The 21,640-nt window shown below is 41.2% G+C and carries 18 protein-coding genes and 1 pseudogene; 17 read left to right on the top strand and 2 right to left on the bottom strand.

Annotation, left to right across the window (positions count from 1 at the left end):
- Positions 1 to 233 precede the first annotated feature (233 nt).
- On the top strand, positions 234 to 1,694 hold the full coding sequence (locus ACPC57_RS01495) for an NCS2 family permease (protein WP_217374695.1): 1,461 nt from the start codon (positions 234 to 236) through the stop codon (positions 1,692 to 1,694).
- A 184-nt stretch (positions 1,695 to 1,878) separates the two neighbouring features.
- Here ACPC57_RS01495 and metF read toward each other — a convergent pair whose 3' ends face one another.
- Both metF and metE read right to left on the bottom strand, forming a co-directional pair.
- Positions 1,879 to 2,739 carry a methylenetetrahydrofolate reductase [NAD(P)H] gene (metF, locus tag ACPC57_RS01490; protein WP_277836844.1) on the bottom strand — a complete coding sequence of 287 codons (861 nt, stop codon included), beginning with the start codon at positions 2,737 to 2,739 and terminating at the stop codon, positions 1,879 to 1,881.
- 3 nt (positions 2,740 to 2,742) lie between these two features.
- Positions 2,743 to 4,992: a 5-methyltetrahydropteroyltriglutamate--homocysteine S-methyltransferase gene (metE, locus tag ACPC57_RS01485; protein WP_274504588.1), complete on the bottom strand. Its 2,250-nt coding sequence runs from the start codon at positions 4,990 to 4,992 to the stop codon at positions 2,743 to 2,745.
- A gap of 300 nt (positions 4,993 to 5,292) precedes the next feature.
- Between metE and ACPC57_RS01480 the strand changes: the two genes are divergently transcribed.
- The 16 genes and pseudogenes from ACPC57_RS01480 to glyS all read left to right on the top strand — a co-directional run bounded on the left by ACPC57_RS01480 (position 5,293) and on the right by glyS (position 21,635).
- Positions 5,293 to 6,864, top strand: coding sequence for an ABC transporter substrate-binding protein (locus tag ACPC57_RS01480; RefSeq protein ID WP_434066162.1), 1,572 nt, complete (start codon positions 5,293 to 5,295; stop codon positions 6,862 to 6,864).
- A 104-nt stretch (positions 6,865 to 6,968) separates the two neighbouring features.
- On the top strand, positions 6,969 to 7,931 hold the full coding sequence (locus ACPC57_RS01475) for an ABC transporter permease (protein ID WP_434066161.1): 963 nt from the start codon (positions 6,969 to 6,971) through the stop codon (positions 7,929 to 7,931).
- Entirely contained in the window at positions 7,928 to 8,758 is an 831-nt protein-coding gene (locus ACPC57_RS01470; RefSeq protein WP_130555171.1) for an ABC transporter permease, read from the top strand. The genes ACPC57_RS01475 and ACPC57_RS01470 overlap by 4 nt, the downstream gene beginning before the upstream one ends.
- Positions 8,758 to 9,618 (top strand): ABC transporter ATP-binding protein, encoded by an 861-nt coding sequence (locus ACPC57_RS01465; protein WP_434066160.1) that lies wholly within the window; start codon positions 8,758 to 8,760, stop codon positions 9,616 to 9,618. The genes ACPC57_RS01470 and ACPC57_RS01465 overlap by 1 nt, the downstream gene beginning before the upstream one ends.
- Positions 9,611 to 10,492: an ATP-binding cassette domain-containing protein gene (locus ACPC57_RS01460; RefSeq protein ID WP_418127053.1), complete on the top strand. Its 882-nt coding sequence runs from the start codon at positions 9,611 to 9,613 to the stop codon at positions 10,490 to 10,492. The genes ACPC57_RS01465 and ACPC57_RS01460 overlap by 8 nt, the downstream gene beginning before the upstream one ends.
- Before the next feature lie 84 nt (positions 10,493 to 10,576).
- Positions 10,577 to 11,266, top strand: coding sequence for a gamma-glutamyl-gamma-aminobutyrate hydrolase family protein (locus ACPC57_RS01455; protein ID WP_434066159.1), 690 nt, complete (start codon positions 10,577 to 10,579; stop codon positions 11,264 to 11,266).
- A gap of 160 nt (positions 11,267 to 11,426) precedes the next feature.
- Positions 11,427 to 12,308, top strand: coding sequence for a MetQ/NlpA family ABC transporter substrate-binding protein (locus ACPC57_RS01450; RefSeq protein ID WP_434065379.1), 882 nt, complete (start codon positions 11,427 to 11,429; stop codon positions 12,306 to 12,308).
- An 80-nt stretch (positions 12,309 to 12,388) separates the two neighbouring features.
- On the top strand, positions 12,389 to 13,765 hold the full coding sequence (locus ACPC57_RS01445; RefSeq protein WP_434066158.1) for a M20/M25/M40 family metallo-hydrolase: 1,377 nt from the start codon (positions 12,389 to 12,391) through the stop codon (positions 13,763 to 13,765).
- Positions 13,758 to 14,825 (top strand): methionine ABC transporter ATP-binding protein, encoded by a 1,068-nt coding sequence (locus ACPC57_RS01440; RefSeq protein WP_434066157.1) that lies wholly within the window; start codon positions 13,758 to 13,760, stop codon positions 14,823 to 14,825. The genes ACPC57_RS01445 and ACPC57_RS01440 overlap by 8 nt, the downstream gene beginning before the upstream one ends.
- Positions 14,822 to 15,514 (top strand): methionine ABC transporter permease, encoded by a 693-nt coding sequence (locus tag ACPC57_RS01435; RefSeq protein ID WP_434066156.1) that lies wholly within the window; start codon positions 14,822 to 14,824, stop codon positions 15,512 to 15,514. Before ACPC57_RS01440 ends, ACPC57_RS01435 begins: the two co-directional genes overlap by 4 nt.
- A gap of 20 nt (positions 15,515 to 15,534) precedes the next feature.
- On the top strand, positions 15,535 to 16,623 hold the full coding sequence (locus ACPC57_RS01430) for an iron-containing alcohol dehydrogenase family protein (protein WP_434066155.1): 1,089 nt from the start codon (positions 15,535 to 15,537) through the stop codon (positions 16,621 to 16,623).
- Positions 16,616 to 17,557, top strand: a complete 942-nt coding sequence (locus tag ACPC57_RS01425; RefSeq protein ID WP_434066154.1) for a lactate/malate family dehydrogenase — start codon at positions 16,616 to 16,618, stop codon at positions 17,555 to 17,557. The genes ACPC57_RS01430 and ACPC57_RS01425 overlap by 8 nt, the downstream gene beginning before the upstream one ends.
- Positions 17,558 to 17,842: 285 nt before the next feature.
- Positions 17,843 to 18,007, top strand: coding sequence for a hypothetical protein (locus ACPC57_RS01420; RefSeq protein WP_289649197.1), 165 nt, complete (start codon positions 17,843 to 17,845; stop codon positions 18,005 to 18,007).
- 10 nt (positions 18,008 to 18,017) lie between these two features.
- Positions 18,018 to 18,329 (top strand): annotated as a pseudogene (locus tag ACPC57_RS01415) (DUF1398 family protein).
- Between the two features lie 352 nt (positions 18,330 to 18,681).
- The gene (glyQ, locus tag ACPC57_RS01410; protein ID WP_105096502.1) at positions 18,682 to 19,599 is read left to right on the top strand and encodes a glycine--tRNA ligase subunit alpha; all 918 of its coding nucleotides are present in this window, start codon (positions 18,682 to 18,684) and stop codon (positions 19,597 to 19,599) included.
- On the top strand, positions 19,599 to 21,635 hold the full coding sequence (gene glyS, locus ACPC57_RS01405) for a glycine--tRNA ligase subunit beta (protein WP_217374709.1): 2,037 nt from the start codon (positions 19,599 to 19,601) through the stop codon (positions 21,633 to 21,635). The genes glyQ and glyS overlap by 1 nt, the downstream gene beginning before the upstream one ends.
- The last annotated feature ends 5 nt before the right edge of the window (positions 21,636 to 21,640 follow it).

Here is a 21,640-nt window from a genome sequence, read left to right as displayed (position 1 = left end):
TAATAAGTGACAGTATATCAAAAACAAGTAAGATAATCAAAAAATTAATAGTTCAGCTATTTAATAGTAGAGAATGCAATATAGTTCACAAAAAACGAACGTTTCAACAAACATTTAAGGGGAATCTGTAAAAATTACCGGAAAAAGCGTTCATTTCTATTGAAATATTATTTTATTTCCGGTATAATAAGTTTATTGTTCGTGAATACGTGAATAAAGGAGAAAAATGAAAAATGGACAAGTTTTTTAAACTAAAAGAACATAACACGACTGTTTCGACAGAGATTATGGCAGGGCTTACGACATTCTTTGCAATGTCATATATTTTATTTGTCAACCCAAGCATTTTGAGTGTTGCGGGTATGCCAACACAAGCTGTTTTCTTGGCGACCATTATTGCCAGTGCGGTCTCTACATTAGTAATGGGACTATTTGCAAATGTACCTTATGCTTTGGCACCAGGTATGGGGTTGAATGCCTTCTTCACCTATACAGTAGTTATTGGTTTGGGCTTCACATGGCAAGAAGCACTTGGTATGGTATTCTTGTGTGGTTTGTTTAATATCTTTATCACAGTTACAAAAGTTCGTAAAAGTATTATTAAGGCGATTCCTGTTAGCTTGCAACATGCTATTGGTGGAGGTATTGGGGTATTTGTAGCCTACCTTGGTTTCAAAAATTCTAACTTGATTACTTTCCTAACATCTGGTTCAGATATCATTACAGTCAATGGTGTTGCCCCGGCGGATGCAACAGCAGAAACATTCTCAAATGGTGTTTTCTCTGTCTTAGCTGGCGGTGGTGTAGTTCCTTCTATCTCAACCTTCACTGATCCAAGTGTACTTCTTACTGTATTTGGTCTGATTCTTACAGCTGTTTTGGTTATTAAGAATGTACGTGGTGCTATCTTGATTGGTATTATCGCGACAACTGTAGCAGGTATCCCAGCAGGTGTAGTTGATTTATCTTCTATTAATTTTGCAGATAATCATATTGGTTCAGCATTTGGAGAATTAGGGACAACCTTCCTTGCAGCCTTTGGAGGAATCGGCTCACTATTTGCTGATTCAAGCCGTTTACCATTAGTATTGATGACCATTTTTGCATTCAGTTTGTCAGATACATTCGATACTTTGGGTACCTTCATTGGTACAGGTCGTAAGACTGGTATCTTCTCTGCTGAAGATGAAAAAGCACTTGAAAATGGCACAGGTTTCAATTCAAAAATGGATAGAGCGCTCTTTGCAGATGCAATTGGTACATCTATTGGTGCCATCTTTGGTACTTCAAATACCACAACCTATGTTGAGTCTGCTGCAGGTATCTCAGCAGGTGGGCGTACAGGTTTGACAGCTGTCACAACAGCAGTTCTCTTCCTTCTTTCTATTCTTATTTTGCCATTTGTTGGAATCGTGCCAGCGGCAGCGACATCTCCAGCCTTGATTATTGTCGGTGTCATGATGGTATCTTCATTCCTTGATGTGGATTGGAGCCGATTTGAAGATGCGCTTCCAGCCTTCTTTGCAGCCTTCTTTATGGCACTATGCTTCTCTATCTCTTACGGTATTGCAGCAGCCTTTATCTTCTATTGCTTGGTAAAAGTTTCAACAGGTAAGGCTAAAGAAATTCACCCAATTCTTTGGGGTGCTACAGCACTGTTTATTTTAAACTTTATCATTTTGGCCATTATCTAACATGGTTTATATACATCAACCTGGTTTCTAAGAAACCAGGTTTTTTGTCAAATATATAGAATGTAGGAAGCGGGTTACGACTAATTTGAGACAAATTGAAGAAATGTAAAATGGTTTGTATTAGCTATATGAGGAAATTTGTAAATAGAAGACCCCTTAAACGAAAAGTCCAAGGGGGAATGCGTTAACTATAATGTTTGAATAAGGCATGAGTTGCTTCGTGAATAGTCCTTGCTGTCTCAGCATTATTCATTGTATAAAGATGGACACCAGCCACATCATTAGTGACCAAATCAACAATTTGATCCACAGCATAGGCAAGACCTGCAGCCCGAAGTGATTCAGGATCGTGCTCATATTTTTCTAAAATGGCTTTAAACTTACGGGGCAAGCGTATGTTTTCACACGTTTTCAAGAGTCGAAGTGCCTGATTCCTGTTGATAATAGGCATGATACCTGCAATAATAGGCACTTCGATGTCTGCTAGAATACATTTCTCTTGAAAATTGTAGAAGGCTTCATTATCGAAGAAGAGTTGTGATACTAATGTCGAACAACCTGCGTCCACTTTCTTTTTTAGGTTCTTGATATCTGATACTGCGTTTGACGATTCAGGATGTCCTTCTGGATAGCAAGCTCCGATGATATCAAATTGAGGAGCTTCTTCCTTGATAAAGGAAACTAAATCAGTTGCATATTTGAAATCCTCCTTTGGAGAAAGCTCATTGATAATATCTCCACGCAGGGCTAAAATCTGATGGACACCAATTTCGTCGAGAGAATGAAGAACAGAACGAACTTTTTCCTTTGTTAGATAAGCCGCAGGTAAGTGTGCAATGGTTGGAATATGTAACTCATTGTGCACATGGTTTGCCAACTTAACAGTTGTTTCCTCAACATTCAAATTGTTGTTGCTACAAGTCACACTAATAAAGTGAGGGGCCAAACCCTGCATCTCATTAAGCGCGTGGATAATTTTTTCATTGCCTACTTCTGGTTTTGGAGGAAAAATTTCAAATGAGAGACTTGGGGTTTGACCAATCATAAATTAGAGTTCCTTTCTGGCTGCCTTAGCTGCTTGAATCAAGTGGATAAGGCTGACTTTTGTTTCTTTTTCACCACGAGTTTTAAGACCGCAGTCGGGGTTAATCCACACTTTTTCTTTTGGTACTTTAGCAAGAATAGCTTCTATCGTATGAGAAATTTCTTCTACAGATGGAACACGTGGGGAGTGGATATCATAGACACCAGGACCTACCTGAGTTTGGAAATTCTTAGCCTTGAGTTCATCTAAGATAACGAGATTTGAACGGCTGGCTTCAAAGGAGATAACGTCCGCATCCATATTGTCGATGGCAGGAATAATGTCTGTAAATTCGCTATAGCACATGTGAGTGTGAATTTGAGTATCTGGTGCAACAGTTGAGTGAACTAATCGGAAGGCTGGAATCGCCCAATCCAAATATTCACTGTACCAGTCGCTACGACGAAGTGGTAATTTTTCACGTAAAGCTGCTTCGTCAATTTGGATAATCTTGATACCCGCTGCTTCAAGGTCAAGAACTTCTTCCTTGATAGCAAGGGCGATTTGAAGAGTTGATTCTTTAATAGAAATATCTTCACGAGGGAATGACCAGTTGAGGATGGTTACTGGCCCTGTCAACATACCTTTAACTGGTTTGTTTGTACGGCTTTGTGCATAGCTTGACCATTTAACAGTGATTGGGTTCAAGCGCGTCACATCCCCCCAGATGATCGGTGGTTTTACCCCACGCATACCATATGATTGGACCCATCCGTTCTTACTGAAGAGATAACCAGAAAGGTTTTCACCGAAGTATTCTACCATGTCGTTTCGTTCAAACTCACCATGAACCAAGACATCGAAGTCAACTTCTTCCTGCCATGCAATCCATTCGTCTATTTGAGCTTTAACAAATGTATCGTATTCTTCTTCTGAGATATTTCCTTTGCGGAAAGCCAAGCGTGTGCTGCGAATTTCTTTTGTTTGAGGGAAAGATCCAATCGTTGTTGTTGGAAGAAGTGGTAAGTTCAATTTCTCACGTTGAATGGCTTCACGTTCTGCAAAGACTGGTAGGCGTGTATAGTCAGCGTCTGTCAGTCCTGCAAGACGGTCTGCGAGCACTTTGTCACGACCAACTCGTTCAAGGGAGAAAAGTTCCTTGTTTGCTGCTAGGGCTATCTCACCTTGTCCATTACGAATGGCATCCAAATCACGCAATTCGTTCAATTTTTCAACTGCAAAGGCAAAGTGGTTGAGAATTGCGGGTTCAAACTCTTCATTTGCTGTTGTGAAAGGCACGTGAAGAAGAGAGCAAGAAGTTGATAGGACGACATTTTCAGCTGGAATAGCATCCAGAATAGCCAAGCTCTTTTCATAATGGTTACGCCAGATATTTTTACCGTTGACGATACCAGCGTAAAGGGTCTTGTCAGCTGGGAAGCCTGTTGCAACAAGTGCAGCAGTTTCCTTACCTTCTACAAAGTCAAGACCGATGGCATCGACTGGTAGGTTAGTCAATTCTGTGTAAATATCACGAACATCACCGAAGTAGGTTTGGATGAGGACTTGCAAGCCTTTTTTGTCTGCCAAGAGAGTTTGATAGATATTTAGGAACAGGGCTTTTTCATCTGCAGTCAAATCCTTGACCAAGCTCGGTTCGTCCAGCTGGATTTTTTCAGCGCCAAGTTCTGCTAATTTTTTAAAAACTTGTCCATAGGCTGCAACTAAGCTATCAGCGAAATCAGTAGCAGTTAAACCTTCTTCAAAATCAGTTAATTGTAAGAGAGTAAATGGTCCGATTAAGACTGGTCGAGTTGAGATACCTAAGTCTTTTGCTTCTTGGAATTCATCGAAAATCTTTTGACCAGCTAGTTTGATTTCTGTGTCTTTTTCAATAGCTGGAACGATATAGTGGTAGTTGGTGTTGAACCATTTTTTCATCGGTCTAGCACGAACGTCCCCTTTTTCTCCTTGATAGCCACGCGCCAAAGCGAAGTATTTTTCAAGGTCAGTCAAATCAAGGTTTTGTGCTGCTTTAGGTACGATGTTGAATAGTACTGCTGCATCCAAAACATTGTCATAGTGTGAGAAGTCGTTGCTTGGGATTTCAGTAATGCCTGCCTCTTTTACAATATTCCAATGTTTAGCACGCAATTCTTTGGCAGCAAGCAAAAGTTCTTCCTGTGGAATTTCATTTCTAAAGTATTTTTCAGTAATAAATTTTAATTCGCGGTGTTCTCCGATTCGTGGGAAGCCGATAATGGTAGTCGTCATGGTAGTTCCTCCAAAATATTTTTATGAACCTATCCTAACAAAAAAAAGAACACTTGTATAATTGTAAAAAATTAGAGGAAGCTATAGTTTTTAGCTATACCGTTTTTTAAGAGACCAAGCTTAATTTTTTTCTATATTATTAATAACTTAAAAATGATAGCTTGTTTTTGCTAGTAGAATGATGGTGTAACTAAACAGAGGTCATAGTTTTTCTTTAAGTCGTGATAAATTTTATATATTGGTCAAATAGGGTATTCCTTGATAGACTAGTACTACTTTTGAAAATTGGAGGAAAATGTAATGAAAAAGAAATGGCTTGCAGGTTTGCTTTCAACGGTTGCGGTGGTAACCTTGGCAGCTTGCGCAAGCGGTGGTTCATCAACGACTACATCAAGTTCTAGCTCATCAGCTGACACAGAAACATTTACATATGCTATTAATGGAGATCCAAGTTCAACCAACCCAATTAATACAAGCGATCGTTGGGGATTGACCTTGACAAATTTTATCTATTCTCCACTTATTCGTGTAGAGGCTGATGGTAGTTATGTCAATGAATTGGCAGATTCTTATGAAGTAGCCGAAGATGGACTTAGTATCACAGTGAAACTTCGTCAAGATGTAAAATGGTCTGATGGTGAAGAATTTACAGCTGATGATGTTGTCTTTACTTATGAACAAAAGATTAAAGAAGAAAATGGTGGATCAGATGGTTTATATATCAATGGTCAACCTGTAACAGTCGAGAAGGTGGATGATTACACTGTGAAGTTTGTTCTTCCAGCTGTTTCAGCGCCAGCTTTGGACAATATTGTGACGGAAACCTACATCATTCCTCAACATGTGTTCAAGGATGAAGCCGACTTTTCTGCTAGTCAGTTGACAGCGACACCTGTCGGGACTGGTCCATACAAGTTTGTGGAGTACAAACATGGTGAATACATCAAATTAGCAGCGAATGAGTACTATTACAAGGGTAAAGCTAAAATTGATAATCTCGTTCTTCGTATCATTGAAAGTGCAGACACCACTAAAGTAGCACTCCAAACTGGTGAAGTAGATGCGGCCTTTGTGCTTCCATCAGATATTAAAGATTTGAGCACCGATACCATTACAACATATGCTTATAGTGAAAACCGTATTGGCTATCTTGGTCTCAATACCTCAACTGAAGAATTGAAAGATGTGAGAGTTCGTCAAGCCTTACTTTATGCGTTGAATAAAGAGGAGCTTAACCAAGCGGCCTATCTTGATAAGAAATACTATGAAACGCCATATTCATTCTTACCAGTTGCCAATCCATATGTGACAGAAGATGTTGAGAAATATGAACAAAATATTGAGAAGGCAAAACAACTCTTAGCAGAAGCAGGTGTCAGCAATCTGACTGTGAATCTTGGATACTCATCATCAGATGCAGCCCAAACCTTGCAAGCTACTTTGATTCAACAACAATTAGCAGCAATTGGTGTTACTGTTGAATTGGCAGGTGGAGACTCTACAGCGCTCTTTACAGAGTTGAAAAAAGAAGGTTCTACAGCATATGACCTCTTCTTGGGTGGCTACATCATGGGAAATGACCCTGATCAGTATGCTCGTTTGTTTAAAACTGGTGGTGCTTCAAATTACTTTAAATTGGCGTCAAGCGAGGTTGACAGTCTCTTTGAACAAGGTGCTGTTGAATTGGATCAAACAAAACGTGAGCAAATTTATGATAATTTGCAAGCAACATTGGCTGATCTAGCTGTCATCTACCCTATCGTAGATAACAAAAAAGTTTTGGCAGTTAACAATCGTGTAAAAAATGTTGAAGAAGCTGGATTAATTCCAATTTATACATTTGAAGATCCGTCTAAATTAACAATTGAATAAGTATAATATGGGATGGAAGAGGGATTTTCCTTGCTCCCAAAGAGGAGAAGGAGTGGCAAATTGCCGAAAACTCCTCCCCTCTTTTTCTCGTTTTTGGAGGATGTATGTTTCGTTATATTTTAAAAAGAATCTTACAGGCAATTCCCCTCTTGCTGTTGATTTCTTTCATTGTGTTTTCATTGATTCAGTTAGCCCCCTTTGATGTCATTGATTCAATGACAACACCAAATATGAGTCAAGAACAAATTGATTTGTTGAAGGTAAAATATGGTTTGGATCAGTCATTTTTAGTTCAATATTTTGTATGGTTGAAGGGGATTTTATCGGGAAATTTGGGTTTTTCCCTCATGACTCAACACTCGATTGGGGCAGATTTGGCCGAAAAAATTCCCAACACGATTTCCTTGGTTTTACCAGCATATTTGACGGCTCTTGTCTTAGCCATTACACTTGGGCTTGTTTCAGCTTCCCAACGTGGCAAATGGGCTGATAAAGTCATTGATGCCTTTGCATCTGTGGGCATTGCGGTACCAACTTTCTGGTTTGCTATGATTTTAATCTATTTCTTTGGTTATAAGTGGCGAGTGTTTCCGTTTATCGGAATGTACACTTTGGGAAAGGAAGGAGATGTTCTTGATTTTCTAGCTCATTTTGCCTTACCTTATCTTACATTGACCATGGCATTTTTACCTGAGTTGATTCGGTTTATTCGAGCGTCAGCGATTGTAGAGGTTGAAAAAGATTATGTAACCGTTCAAGAAGCTTTCAAAGCTAAACCGTTTGAAATTTTTGGGAAACATGTGGCCCGCAATGTTTTAATTCCTGTCGTGACTCAAGTTGGGATGGCCTTACCAATGTTGGTAACGGGTGCTATTATCACAGAGACTATTTTTGCTTGGCCTGGTGTAGGTCCTTATTTGACAGCGGCTACTAAGAGTTTGGACTATCCAGTGATTATGGCTGTCATGCTTTTGTCTGCGACCTTAGTTATTCTAGGGAATCTCTTTTCAGATATTCTCTATGCTGTCGTCGATCCACGTATTTGGAAAGGAGGAGAGGGACAATGATTCTTAAACAATTCAAGGAGACTTTGAAGAGTTCGCCACTCTATCTTTTCTCTCTTCTTTTTATTCTTTTCTTGATTATTTTATCTCTCATTGCGCCGTTGATTCCTATTGATCCAAATGTAACGGATGTCAGTCAAATGAACCAAGGGCCTAGTGCTGAGCATTGGTTTGGAACCGATCAAGTAGGGCGTGATTATTTTATTCGTGTTATTTATGGGGGACGGATCTCTCTTTTAGTTGGCTTGTTGGCAATGGCTGCATCAGTGACCATTGGCAGCTTGGTTGGCATCACAGCAGGCTATCTAGGAGGAAAATGGGATAATGCCATTATGCGGGTAGTAGATGTGCTGTCATCCATTCCTTGGCTAGTCTTAGTGATTGTTCTCAGTATCTTTTTAAAGCCTGGTTTATCCACAATCATTATTGTGATTGGTGGTTTTTCATGGATGAGTATTGCTAGGATGTTACGGGCTGAAACCTTAAAAGCAAAGGTGGCAGATTATGTTGGCTACGCATCCTTTATAGGTTTAAAGAAACCATTGATTGTTTGGCGACACATCCTGCCAGCAATCTTACCGACCTTGATTGTAACGGCCTCAACCAGTATTTCTTCAGCCATTATGACAGAATCAGCTCTTAGTTTCTTAGGAATGGGGATTCAACAGCCCTTAGCATCTTGGGGTAGTCTTTTACAAAATGCCCAGTCTACCTTACAGAGTGCTCCGCATATGGCAATCTTACCGGGACTTTTTATCCTATTGACCATCTATTCATTTAATATTATCGGTGATCTCATACGTGATTGCCTTGAAAGAGAGGTGTACTAATGTCAAAGTACTTGGTAGAAATCAGTAACCTCACCATTATCAATCAAAAAAGTAAAGAACAAACCATGCTTGTCAAAGGGATTGATCTCTCCATTCCCAAAGGAAAAATTGTTGGAATTGTTGGAGAATCAGGTTCCGGTAAGAGTTTGACAATGAAATCCTTGATGGGGATTTTACCAAAAGGTTTGGAAGCAAGCTATGATCGATTTGAAATGGATGGAAAGCAAGTTCATAATCCAAAGGTTTTGCCTTTGTCTATGATTTTTCAAGATCCAATGACCTCTTTGAATCCATTACGGACCGTTGGGTTTCATTTACGGGAAGTTCTTCGTCGTTTTCAGCCGAAATTGACCAAGGAAGAGCGGGAAGTGGCCATTTTAGAGATGTTGGATAAGGTGGGAATTTCTAATCCAGAACTTCGTCTCAAACAATTTCCTTTTGAGTTTTCAGGTGGCATGCGTCAAAGGATCATGATTGCTATGGCCTTATTGACCAAGCCAGACATGTTAATTGCTGATGAACCAACAACGGCATTAGATGTGACAATTCAAGCTCAAATCTTGGCTTTGCTAAAAGAATTGCAAGAGCAATTAGGGTTGACAGTTGTAATTGTGAGTCACGATTTTAGTGTAATTGCTGGTATTTGTGATCAGGTCTATGTGATGAGAAACGGCCTGGTGGTGGAACATGCACCTGTTGATACGATTTTTGCAGAGTCTTTGCATCCCTATACGCAATCTTTGTTGAGGGCGGCCCGCTTAGAAGCAAGTCAAGGTCCTGTACCGGCTGATCGCGATGATAGTCAGTTGGTTCAAGTTGGTCCAGAACATTGGGTGAGAAAGGAGGAGAAAAATGGCTAAAGAAGTATTGGTACAAGTTTCAGATGTGAGAAAGACCTATTCCAAGAAGAATTGGTTAGGTCAAGAACAACGCGTCGATGCTTTAAATGGTGTTGATTTGTCCATTTATAAAGGTGAGACACTCGGTCTGGTTGGTGAATCTGGCAGTGGTAAATCGACATTGTCTAAAATTGTTTTGGGACTGGAAAAAGCAAGTCAGGGACAGGTAGATTTTCCTGGTTTGACAGCTGAGGAACTAAATAATCAAGCGCTTCAGGTGATCTATCAGGATCCCTACTCCTCCCTCAATCCCTATCTATCAGCTTTAGAACTTGTCAAAGAACCGCTTTATTTGTTACCAAAAAAGGAGGCAGAAGAGAGGGCTTTAGCAATGTTGGAAAGGGTAGGTATACAGGGGGATGCTGTACATAAACGCCCAAAATCTTTTAGTGGGGGCCAACGCCAGCGTATTGGAATCGCTCGGGCAGTTGTATCCAATCCGCAATTTATCGTGTGTGATGAACCGACTTCTGCTCTGGATGTTTCGATTCAGGCAACCATATTGGATTTGCTTAACCAGCTTCAAGAGGATTTAGGTTTAACCTATCTTTTCATTTCTCATGACCTAAATTTGGTGCAGCATTTTGCTGATAGGATTGCGGTCATGTACAAGGGTAGTTTGGTTGAAATTGGACCTGCGCAGGATATTTTTCAAGATCCCCAACATCCCTACACCCGCTATCTTTTGCAATCCAATTTAAGTTTAGATCCCCATCAGGCAAGAGCTCAATTGCAGGAGTTGTCACAGACAGGTCTCCTAAAGGATTTCATTACGGAAGGCGAATGGAAAGAAATCAGCGGGGACCATTTCGTATTACAGGCTGTTGATAAATAATTTTTATCAGTCTATAAATCTTCTATATTAGACAAGGCGAGTGAGCCGTGCTACAATGAACGAAATAAATGAAAGGAGCTTTTTATGGGAAAAGTGATTATTGGAATTTCAGGAAATGAACAAGAATTTCCAACAAAATCTGGTCGAGTTTACGTAACAGTTGCGCGTGAATTGGCAGACGGTGTTCGTCAGGCTGGTGGTGTACCAATAGTTATTCCTATGGGAACTCCTGATTTAGCCAAAGATTACATTGACGTGATTGATAAGTTGATACTTTCAGGAGGTCAGCATGTTGACCCGATTCTATATGGGCAAAAACGTTTAATTGACAGTGATGATTATCTATTAGAACGTGACGAATTTGAGTTGGCTTTGATTGCTGAAGCCTTACGTCAAGGAAAACCGATTTTTGCAGTCTGCCGTGGGATGCAGTTACTGAATGTTGCACTTGGTGGTAGCTTGGAGCAAGAAGTTGCTAATCACTGGCAAAATGACTTGGTGGGCACCTCCCATCGTTTGCAAGTCAAACCACAAAGTCGTGTCGGTAAGTTATTTGCTCAAGGAAGTCAAATCAATTCCTTTCATCATCAGCGTATTAAAGACTTGGCACCCGGATTAGTCGCGACTGGTCTAGATCCAAGAGATGGTACGATTGAGGCTTATGAAAGTAAAGGCAAACAGGCTCTGTTTGGTCTACAGTGGCATCCAGAATTTTTGTACAATGACTGTAAACAGCACAGAGAGCTATTTCACTATTTGGTAGATGTGTTTTAAAGAGGGAAGCGGTTCCCTCTTTTATTATTATCAATTGTTATAATTGCATTTGTATTTGCTATAGTGAAAACCTATAGCCATCTATAAAAAAAGTCAATTGGTCAGAACTGAATTTCTGTGTTAAGATAGATACAGTTCTAATTTTAAGGAGATATATTTTATGAAATTAAAAAAATTATTTAGTTTAGCAGCAGCAACTTTATCAATCGGTGTTCTTACTGCATGCGGTAGTTCATCTTCAACTTCATCATCCGATTCAGCAGAAACAAAAACTTTGAATGTAGGTATCATGACTCGTGATGATTATACCACTGAATTGTGGGACAAAATCACTGAATTGGCTGCAGATAAGGGTGTAACACTTAACTTGACTGAGTTTACTGACTATTCACAACCAAACAAAGCTTTGGCTGAAGGCGATATTGATGTCAATGCATTCCAACACATTTATTTCTTGAATAACTGGAACCAAGAAAATGGTGAAGACTTGCAAGTTGCTGGTTATACAATTTATAGTCCAATCCGTTTCTATTCTGGTGTTGAAGGTGGTAAAGAGAAATATACTTCAACAGATGAGATTCCAGAAGGTGCGGAAATTGCAGTTCCAAATGATGCAACAAATGAAAGTCGTGCACTTTTCTTACTTGAGTCAATTGGGTTGATTGATTTGGATGTTGCGGATGGTGAGTTGGCAACACTTGCAGATGTTAAAAGTAATCCTAAAAACATCACTATTACAGAATTGGATGCTAGCCAAACAGCTCGTTCACTTGAATCTGTAGATGGTGCAGTTATCAACAATAACTATGCAAAAGAAGCTGGTTTAGACACAGATAAAGCTCTTTATATCGAGCAAAAAGGTCCTAATACAGAATTATGGTATAATGTAATTGCAGCACAAAAAGGCTGGGAAGATTCAGACAAGGCTGATGCGATTAAAGTGTTAATTGAAGCATACAACACAGATGAAGTAGCAGAAATTATCACACGAGCTTCTGGTGGAACTGACTTCCCAATCTGGGACGAAGTTGCAGCGCAATAATTGAAGATTTTTTGATAAGGAATAGAGGAAGCTGATACGAATGTTTCAGCTTCTATTCCTATTTTTAGGGAGGGACGTTCATGAGCTATTTAACAGAACAAGAACAGATCGCAAAATTTTGGCAAGATGAAATAGTACAAGAAAATATCAACCTTTTGCAGACTTTAATTGGTAAAAAATCGATTTTCGCTCAACAAATTGGATTGGAAGAGGTAGCTGACTATCTTCAAGTACTGTTTGAAGAGGCAGGAGCATCAGTTCTAGTGGATAAATCTTACGCTGCTCCATTTGTCCTTGCCAAATTCGCAGCAAATCATCGAGAAGCCCGAACAATCATCTTCTATAATCACTATGATACTGTTCCAGCAGATAGTGATCAGATTTGGTTGAATGGCAAGCCGTTTGAGTTAACAATCACAGAAGATACAATGTATGGTCGTGGGGTTGATGATGATAAAGGTCATATTATTGCACGCCTGACAGCTGTAAAGAAGTATTTAGCCAAGCATGGAGAATTGCCTGTAAATATTATTTTTATCATGGAGGGTGCTGAGGAATCAGCGTCTGTTGATTTGGATAAATACCTTGCCAAATACAAGGAACAATTGAGTCATGCAGAGCTACTCATTTGGGAACAAGGAATTCGCAACAAGAAAAACCAATTAGAAATTTCCGGCGGTAATAAGGGGATTGTGACTTTTGATGTGAGCGTTACAAGTGCAGCACTGGATATTCATTCCTCATTTGGTGGGGTTGTTGATTCAGCTCCGTGGTACCTGCTACAAGCATTAAATAGTTTACGGGAACCAGATGGAACCATAAAGGTTCCTGGTATTTATGAGAAGGTTCAGGATCCGAATGAGCGTGAATTGGCTTTAGTTGAGGAATATGCATTGATTCATGCGGAAGGGTTACATGAAATCTATGGCCTGACCTTGCCCCTCTTGATTGAGGAGAGAAAAGCACTCCTGAAACGTCTGTATTTTGAACCGTCAATTACGATTGAAGGAATTCATGCAGGCTATTATGGTCAGGGTGTTAAAACAATAATTCCCGCCCAAGCTAGTGCAAAAATGGAAGTACGACTGGTTCCCGGCTTAAGTCCAGAAGGTGTTTTGGACAGCATTCGGGAATATTTAGCGGATCAAGGGTTTGATAAGATTGAGGTAAACTTTACCCTAGGTGAAGAGTCTTATCGCTCTGATATGTCTGCCCCAGCTATTTTGAAAGTCATTGATTTAGCTAAGTCATTCTATCCTAATGGTGTTTCAATTTTACCAACCTCCCCTGGCACTGGTCCTATGCACACCGTTTTTCATGCACTAGAAGTTCCTATTGCTGGTTTTGGTTTGGGACATGAAGGTAGTAGAGACCACGCAGGTGATGAAAATGTTAAGATTACTGACTATATTGCACATGTTGAATTTATTGAGGAGTTGATAGAAACCTATGAGTAAGGAAATCATTAAACTAGATAAGATTGATGTTACCTTCCGTCAGAAAAAGCGGGAGATTACAGCAGTAAAAGATGTGAGTATTCATATTAACCAAGGGGATATTTATGGTATCGTTGGATACTCAGGAGCAGGAAAGTCGACTCTTGTTCGTGTGATTAACCTCTTGCAAGTGCCGACTGGTGGAACTATTACCGTTGATAAGGATGTCCTATTTGAAAATGGTAAGGTAACTTTGACTCCAGCTCAGTTACGCGAGAAACGCCGTGATATCGGTATGATTTTTCAGCACTTTAACCTAATGGCCCAATCAACTGCAGCAGAAAATGTGGCCTTTGCCCTTAAACACTCAGGGTTGTCCAAAGAAGAAAAGGCTGAAAAAGTAAAGAAATTACTTGATCTTGTTGGTTTGGCTGACCGTGCTGAAAACTATCCAGCTCAACTATCTGGTGGGCAGAAACAACGGGTAGCGATTGCACGAGCCTTGGCCAATGATCCTAAAATTCTGATTTCTGATGAGTCCACATCCGCATTGGATCCAAAAACAACCAAGCAAATTTTGGCACTTTTGCAGGAACTCAATGAAAAATTAGGTTTAACAATTGTTCTCATCACACATGAAATGCAGATTGTCAAAGATATTGCTAACCGAGTAGCTGTGATGCAGGATGGGCGTTTGATTGAAGAAGGTTCTGTGTTGGAAATTTTCTCTCATCCAAAACAAGAATTGACCAAAGACTTTATCAAAACAGCAACAGGAATTGATGAAGCTTTGGTGAAGATTTATCAACAAGGCATCGTGAAAGAATTGCCAGACAATAGTGTGTTGGTGCAATTGAAATACTCAGGTGCAAGTACTGACACAGCGATTGTCAATGATCTATATAAATTCTACCAAGTTTCATCAAATATTCTTTATGGAAATATTGAAATTTTGGATCATATTCCAGTAGGTGAATTGGTGGTTATTTTATCTGGTGAACAGGCAAATATTCAACGCGCGTTGACAGCCGTACGGGAAGCCAATGTTGAAGTAAACATTTTGAAAGGAGACCTTGCATGAACGCGTGGATTGAATCAACATTTGCAAATGTTATAAAAATGGGGTGGGATACCTCTTATGGTTGGAAAATTGCTATCGAATCTACCATTTACATGACCTTCTGGTCCTTTGTATTTGGAGGACTCTTAGGCTTGCTGGCTGGTTTATTACTGGTATTAACAGGTCCAAGAGGTGTATTAGAAAATAAATATGTTTTCTGGATTTTGGACAAGGTAGCCTCTCTCTTTCGTGCCATTCCATTTATCATTTTGTTAGCGGTTATTTCACCTGTTACTAAACTTATTGTTGGGAAATCAATTGGTATGACAGCCGCTCTGGTTCCTCTCTCTTTATCAGTATTTCCATTCTATGCCCGTCAGGTACAGGTTGTTTTATCTGAGATGGATCGTGGGGTTATTGAGGCGGCACAAGCTTCAGGAGCAACGATTTGGGACATTATTTGCGTCTATTTGCGTGAAGGTCTACCAGATTTAATTCGTGTGACAACCTTAACTTTGATTTCCTTGATTGGTTATACAGCAATGGCGGGAGCAATTGGTTCGGGTGGTCTTGGAAATGTTGCTATTTCTTATGGATACAATCGTTCTGACCATGACGTGACATTTGTTGCAACGTTATTAATCCTGATAATGATTTTCTTTGTTCAGTTTGTTGGAGACTTCCTCACTAAGAAAATCAATCATCGATAGTGAATAGAAAGGGATTGGCTATGGAATTTGCAAAACTTGTTCGAGGTGAACCGGGTCAGTATGTAGCATCACAAGGAGCACTTAAAGAGTTACCTGATCGCCTCTCTCTATTTAAACACCCTGTTGTAATAACTGGTCAAAAATCTTATGCGGCCTTTGTCAAACATTTTGGGAAAGAGTCAGATTGGCCAGTGCTATTCTATGATCAAACAGCTAGTCATGAGGATATGGAACGATTAGCAGCTCAAGCTCGTCATCTGGAAGCAGATGTGATCATTGGCATTGGTGGTGGTAAGGTCATGGATACGACAAAAGGAGTTGCTGATCGATTAAATGTAGAAGTTGTGTTGATTCCTACACTAGTCGCGACATGTGCATGCTCAACACCGCTTCTAGTTGCCTACCAGCCTGATCACACCTTTAAATCGATTGACTATTGCCAAAGGTCTGGATTTATGACAGTCGTTGATTATGATTTACTGGTAGATGCTCCCAAAGAGTTCTTGATTAGTGGACTTTCAGATACATTAGCAAAATGGTACGAATTAGAAGCCATCCATCGTGGAAAATTGCGACAGGATTTACCAGCGACAGTCCAATTAGCTCTGGCAACTGCACAGGTTAGTCAAGATATTCTCTTGCAAGATACTGAGTCTGTTCTTGAAGCAGTGGATAAGAAACAGGTTACACCTGCTTTCAAGCGAATAGTTGACACAGTCTATGTTGTTGCAGCAAATGTTGGTTGCCAGACTAGTGATTATGTTTCTGGTGCCCACGCTTTGCACAATGGGTTGACGGTTTTGCATGAAACACATCGGATTGCGCATGGGCTAAAAGTCGCATATGGAATTTTGGTTCAATTATGTTTGACGGGTGATGAGGACGAAGTTCGTAAGCTCCTTCCTTTCTATAAGAAAAATGGCTATATTTACCGTTGGGACCAATTTGGAGTTGAAGAGAATCGCTTATCAGCTATGAAAAAGGTTGCTGATCTAGCAACGGTACCGACTGAAAGTTATGTAAACATTCGTCGGGATATTACAGCTGATGAAGTAGTTGCCGCTATGCAACGGCTGGAAGAAATAGTGGAGGAAGCAGCTCATGACTAGAAAGATTGGAATTATTGGACTTGGACATGTGGGGGCTACCTTGCTTCATGATTTAATTGCAGCGCAAGTCTTTGATAGTTACGTGGTCATTGATAAGGATGAAAAAAAAGTAGCATCAGACGTGCTAGATATGAAAGATCGAGTTGCCAATACAGGTTACTTTGCAGATTTTGTCGTCAATGACTATTCAGCCTTAAGCGATGCAGATATTGTTGTATCTAGTTTAGGCAATATTTTAATGCAAGCAAATGCTGCCAATAGTCGTTTTGCAGAGCTTCCTTTTACTAGTCAGGAAGTGAAGGATGTTTCTAAGAAATTAGTGGCATCTGGTTTTTCAGGAATCTTAATCGTTATCACAAATCCAGTTGATGTGATTACCCAACTATATCAAACTTACACAGGTTTCCCGAAAGAAAAGGTCATCGGTACAGGAACTTTACTAGATACAGCTCGAATGAAGCGTGCGGTAGGGGAAAAATTTGGTGTTTCACCCGTCAGTGTTTCAGGCTATAATCTTGGTGAACATGGAAATTCTCAGTTTACGGCTTGGAGTCAAGTTAGGGTGAATCAAACGCCAATTCAGCAACTAGTTTCAACTGATGAATTAAGCCAACTGGCAGTTGAGGCGCGTGTTGGCGGGCATACGGTATTCTTTGGTAAAGGCTATACCAATTTTGCTATTGCAGCAGCTGCTAAGACTTTGATTGAGGCAGTTTTGTCTAATAGCAGAGTGAATTTGCCGGTATCCCATTATTTGGAAAGTTTTGATACTTATATAGGCTATCCAGCCTTAGTTGGACGTAATGGAATTGAAGACTCAGTCGTTCTCGATTTACCAAAGGGTGAACGGGAGTTACTTGATCGTTCCGCGCAAATTATTCGTGAACGAGTAGACATTGCTAAAACAGGTGATTGGGATCAATTGATTTTATGATTTATCGAAGATGTTGTTCGGTTTTCACAAGTAGGACTGCAATGACTTATCTCGCTTTTGTAGACAAACACTGATTTTTTTGCTACAATACTAAGCATGAAAGAAGGTTGTTTCAAAAGCCTGTCTAGCGAGCTTGGGAGAGTGAAAGCCAAGCCAGTCTTGAAATAATTGGCGCTTTCCCAGTCGTGAACTTATCCGACTTAATCAAAAATATACAAATGAAGTAATAAATTAGGGTGGAACCGCGTTCTCAACGCCCCTATGTCAGTTGACAGGGGAAGAAGAATGTGGTTCTTTTTGTCTGCCGACCGAGTATTTCTTGTTTTTCATCTCAAGTTGGAAGACAGCTATTATAAAGAAAGGAGACCAATTTTCACCTTAGAAAATATCAATCGCGGTTATGAACAGTTTACTGGGCCTGATTTTCCCAAACTGATTGCCCTATTTTAAGGATTGGGGAATGGTGGAAAATACTGTGGATATCCAGTCTGGCCAGGTTGTCTATTGTTCGAAGGCAGGTCAAACTCTGGAAAAGCAAGGCTATCAAGTGACGATACCTGTTTCGGACCGAGTCAATCTGGACCAGTTTGTGACCATATTACGCAATCACCAGGCTGGGCAAACAGATTTCCCTACCTTCTGCCAATAAACAGCAGAAGCAGGCATTTACAAGTGGGTCATTGACCTCGAAGCCATGACCTGTTCCTACATGGACAAAGCAGAGCAGGCTGTTTTTGAGGAGACGGTACCTAATAGTACGAACATCCACTAGTTGATTTCACTCAAAAAGATATCGTTTTAAGGAGTGAAAAGTCGCGCAACTCTTCATAGAAAAAAGGAAAAATATGTCAAAAAAACTTACTTTCCACAGTGTCAGTGGCATAGTCTCCTTTCAGTCGAATTGTTACACGTTCATCCGCTAGGGCGACTGAGCTAGACGCTGTACTAGTTCGCTTTTCCTAGCGGTATCGGCTAGGAAGGCTCACGTCGCAAGAACATCGTCATTTAGTTTATCTTTTATTACGTCGTTAACTCGCTTTGCCGTACCTCAGTACTGCCTGCAGCTCGTTGCCTAGTACTAAAAGTAAACTAAAAGACTTAGATTTAAAGAAAGAAGGAAAAATATGTCAAAAAAACTTACTTTCCAGGAAATTATCCTGACCTTACAACAATTTTGGAATGAGCAGGGGTGCTTGCTCATGCAGGCTTATGATACGGAGAAAGGTGCTGGTACTATGAGTCCCTACACTTTTTTGCGTGCTATCGGTCCTGAGCCATGGAATGCGGCTTATGTTGAGCCAAGTCGTCGTCCTGCGGATGGTCGTTACGGGGAAAACCCAAACCGTCTCTATCAGCACCACCAATTCCAAGTGGTTATGAAACCATCTCCTTCTAATATTCAAGAACTTTACTTGGAGTCTTTGAAGCGTTTGGGCATCAATCCTTTGGAGCACGACATTCGTTTCGTTGAGGACAACTGGGAAAACCCGTCAACAGGTTCAGCTGGGTTGGGCTGGGAAGTTTGGTTGGATGGTATGGAAATCACGCAGTTTACCTATTTCCAACAGGTTGGTGGTTTGGCGACAGGTCCAGTCACAGCCGAAGTAACTTATGGTTTGGAACGTTTGGCATCCTATATCCAAGAAGTTGACTCCGTTTACGACATCGAATGGGCAGACGGCGTTAAATATGGCGAAATCTTTATCCAGCCAGAATATGAGCATTCAAAATACTCCTTTGAAGTATCGGACCAAGATATGCTCCTTGAAAACTTCACTAAGTTTGAAAAAGAAGCAGAGCGGGCTTTGGAAGAAGGCTTGGTTCACCCAGCCTTTGACTATGTGCTCAAATGTTCTCACACCTTTAACCTGCTCGATGCCCGCGGAGCTGTGTCTGTAACTGAGCGTGCTGGCTACATTGCCCGTATCCGTAACCTTGCTCGTGTCGTTGCCAAAACCTTTGTGGCAGAGCGGAAGAAACTAGGCTTCCCACTTCTAGACGAAGCAACACGAGCAGAATTGTTGAAGGAGGACGCAGAATAATGACAAAGAATTTACTTGTTGAACTTGGCTTGGAAGAGATTCCTGCCTATATCGTAACCCCAGCCATGCACCAGTTGCGTGACCGCATGGCGACTTTTTTGACAGACAACCGTTTGGCTTTTGATAGCATCGATGTCTTTTCAACACCACGCCGTTTGGCTGTTCGTGTCCGTGGTTTGGCGGACCAGCAGACTGACTTGACGGAAGATTTCAAGGGGCCTGCTAAGAAGATTGCCTTGGACGCAGACGGAAACTTCACCAAGGCTGCAGAAGGTTTTGTCCGTGGCAAAGGCTTGACGACAGCGGACATCGTATTCCGCGAGATTAAGGGTGAAGAGTATGTCTACGTGACCAAACATGAAGCTGGTCAGCCAGCAAAGGCAGTTTTGGCGGGCATTCCAGAGGTCTTGAAGGCTATGACCTTTCCTGTCAGCATGAACTGGGCGTCCAACAAATTCGCCTACATCCGTCCTGTCCACACCCTGACCGTTCTCTTGGACGATGAAGCATTGGATATGAATTTCTTGGACATTTCGTCAGCTCGCATCAGCCGTGGTCATCGTTTCCTTGGAAATGAAACTGAGATTGCAAGTGCAGATTCTTACGAGGCAGACTTGCGTGCACAGTTTGTCATTACAGACCCCGCAGAGCGTCAACATATGATCGTCGAGCAAATCAAGGCTATCGAGGACAAACACAATGTGACCGTTGAGATCGACGAAGGCCTACTTAATGAAGTTCTCAATCTGGTTGAGTTCCCAACTGCCTTTATGGGCTCCTTTGACACCAAATACTTGGAGGTACCAGAAGAAGTTTTGGTCACTTCCATGAAAAACCACCAACGTTACTTCGTGGTGCGTGATAAGGCTGGCAAGCTCTTGCCAAACTTCATCTCCGTCCGGAATGGTAACGACCAACACCTTGACAATGTTATCAAAGGAAATGAAAAAGTCTTAGTGGCCCGTTTGGAAGATGGTGAGTTCTTCTGGCGTGAGGACCAAAAACTCAAGATTGCCGACTTGGTAGAACGCCTCAAAGTCGTGACCTTCCATGAGAAAATCGGCTCACTTTACGAGCATATGGAACGTACCAAAGTTATCGCAGAAAAACTGGCCGACTTAGCTGGCTTGTCTGCGGATGAAAAAGCGGATGTGGCACGTGCGTCAGACATCTACAAGTTTGACCTCTTGACAGGTATGGTTGGTGAGTTTGATGAATTGCAAGGGATTATGGGTGAGAAGTATGCCCTTCTTGCAGGGGAAAAACCTGCGGTGGCAGCGGCAATCCGTGAGCACTACTTGCCAAATTCAGCAGAAGGCGAATTGCCTGAGAGCAAGGTCGGTGCGGTCTTGGCACTTGCTGACAAATTTGATACCCTTCTATCCTTCTTCTCAGTTGGCTTGATTCCGTCTGGTTCAAACGACCCTTACGCTCTTCGTCGTGCAACACAAGGCATCGTACGGATCTTGGAAGCATTTGGTTGGGAAATTCCATTGGATCAGTTGATTGCGGAGCTCTACAGCTTGAACTTTGCCAGCTTGACCTATGACAACCAGTCAGCTGTGATGGACTTTATTCGTGCCCGTGTAGAGAAGATGATGGATAAAGCGATTCCGAAAGACATCCGTGAGGCTGTACTTGCCAGCTCAACCTTTGTGGTCAGACTGCAACTGGCAGCCAGCTCTGCAATTTTCCAAAAATCAAAAGAGGCTGACTACAAGCAAGCCGTGGAAAACTTATCACGGGTCTTCAACTTGGCTGAAAAGGCGGAGGCGACTGCGATTGACGAGGCACTTTTTGAAAACGAGCAGGAGAAAACTCTTGCTGCAGCAGTGGCTGGCTTGGAATTGACTGAAGACATGGCAGGCAACTTGGACAAGCTCTTTGCATTGAGCCCAGTCATCGCAGCCTTCTTCGACAATACCATGGTCATGGCAGATGATGTGGCCGTAAAAGCCAACCGCTTAGCCCTCTTAAAAGCCTTGGCAGATAAGGCTTCAGTAGTGGCAGTTTTCAATCTCTTGAATAGTAAGTAGGGGGG

This window comes from Streptococcus sp. VTCC 12886 (assembly GCF_049893425.1).
In the GTDB taxonomy this organism is placed as follows: Bacteria; Bacillota; Bacilli; order Lactobacillales; family Streptococcaceae; genus Streptococcus; species Streptococcus suis_AA.
The sequence above is the reverse complement of the archived record's forward strand: the minus strand, read 5'-3'. Positions and strand labels throughout refer to the sequence as shown.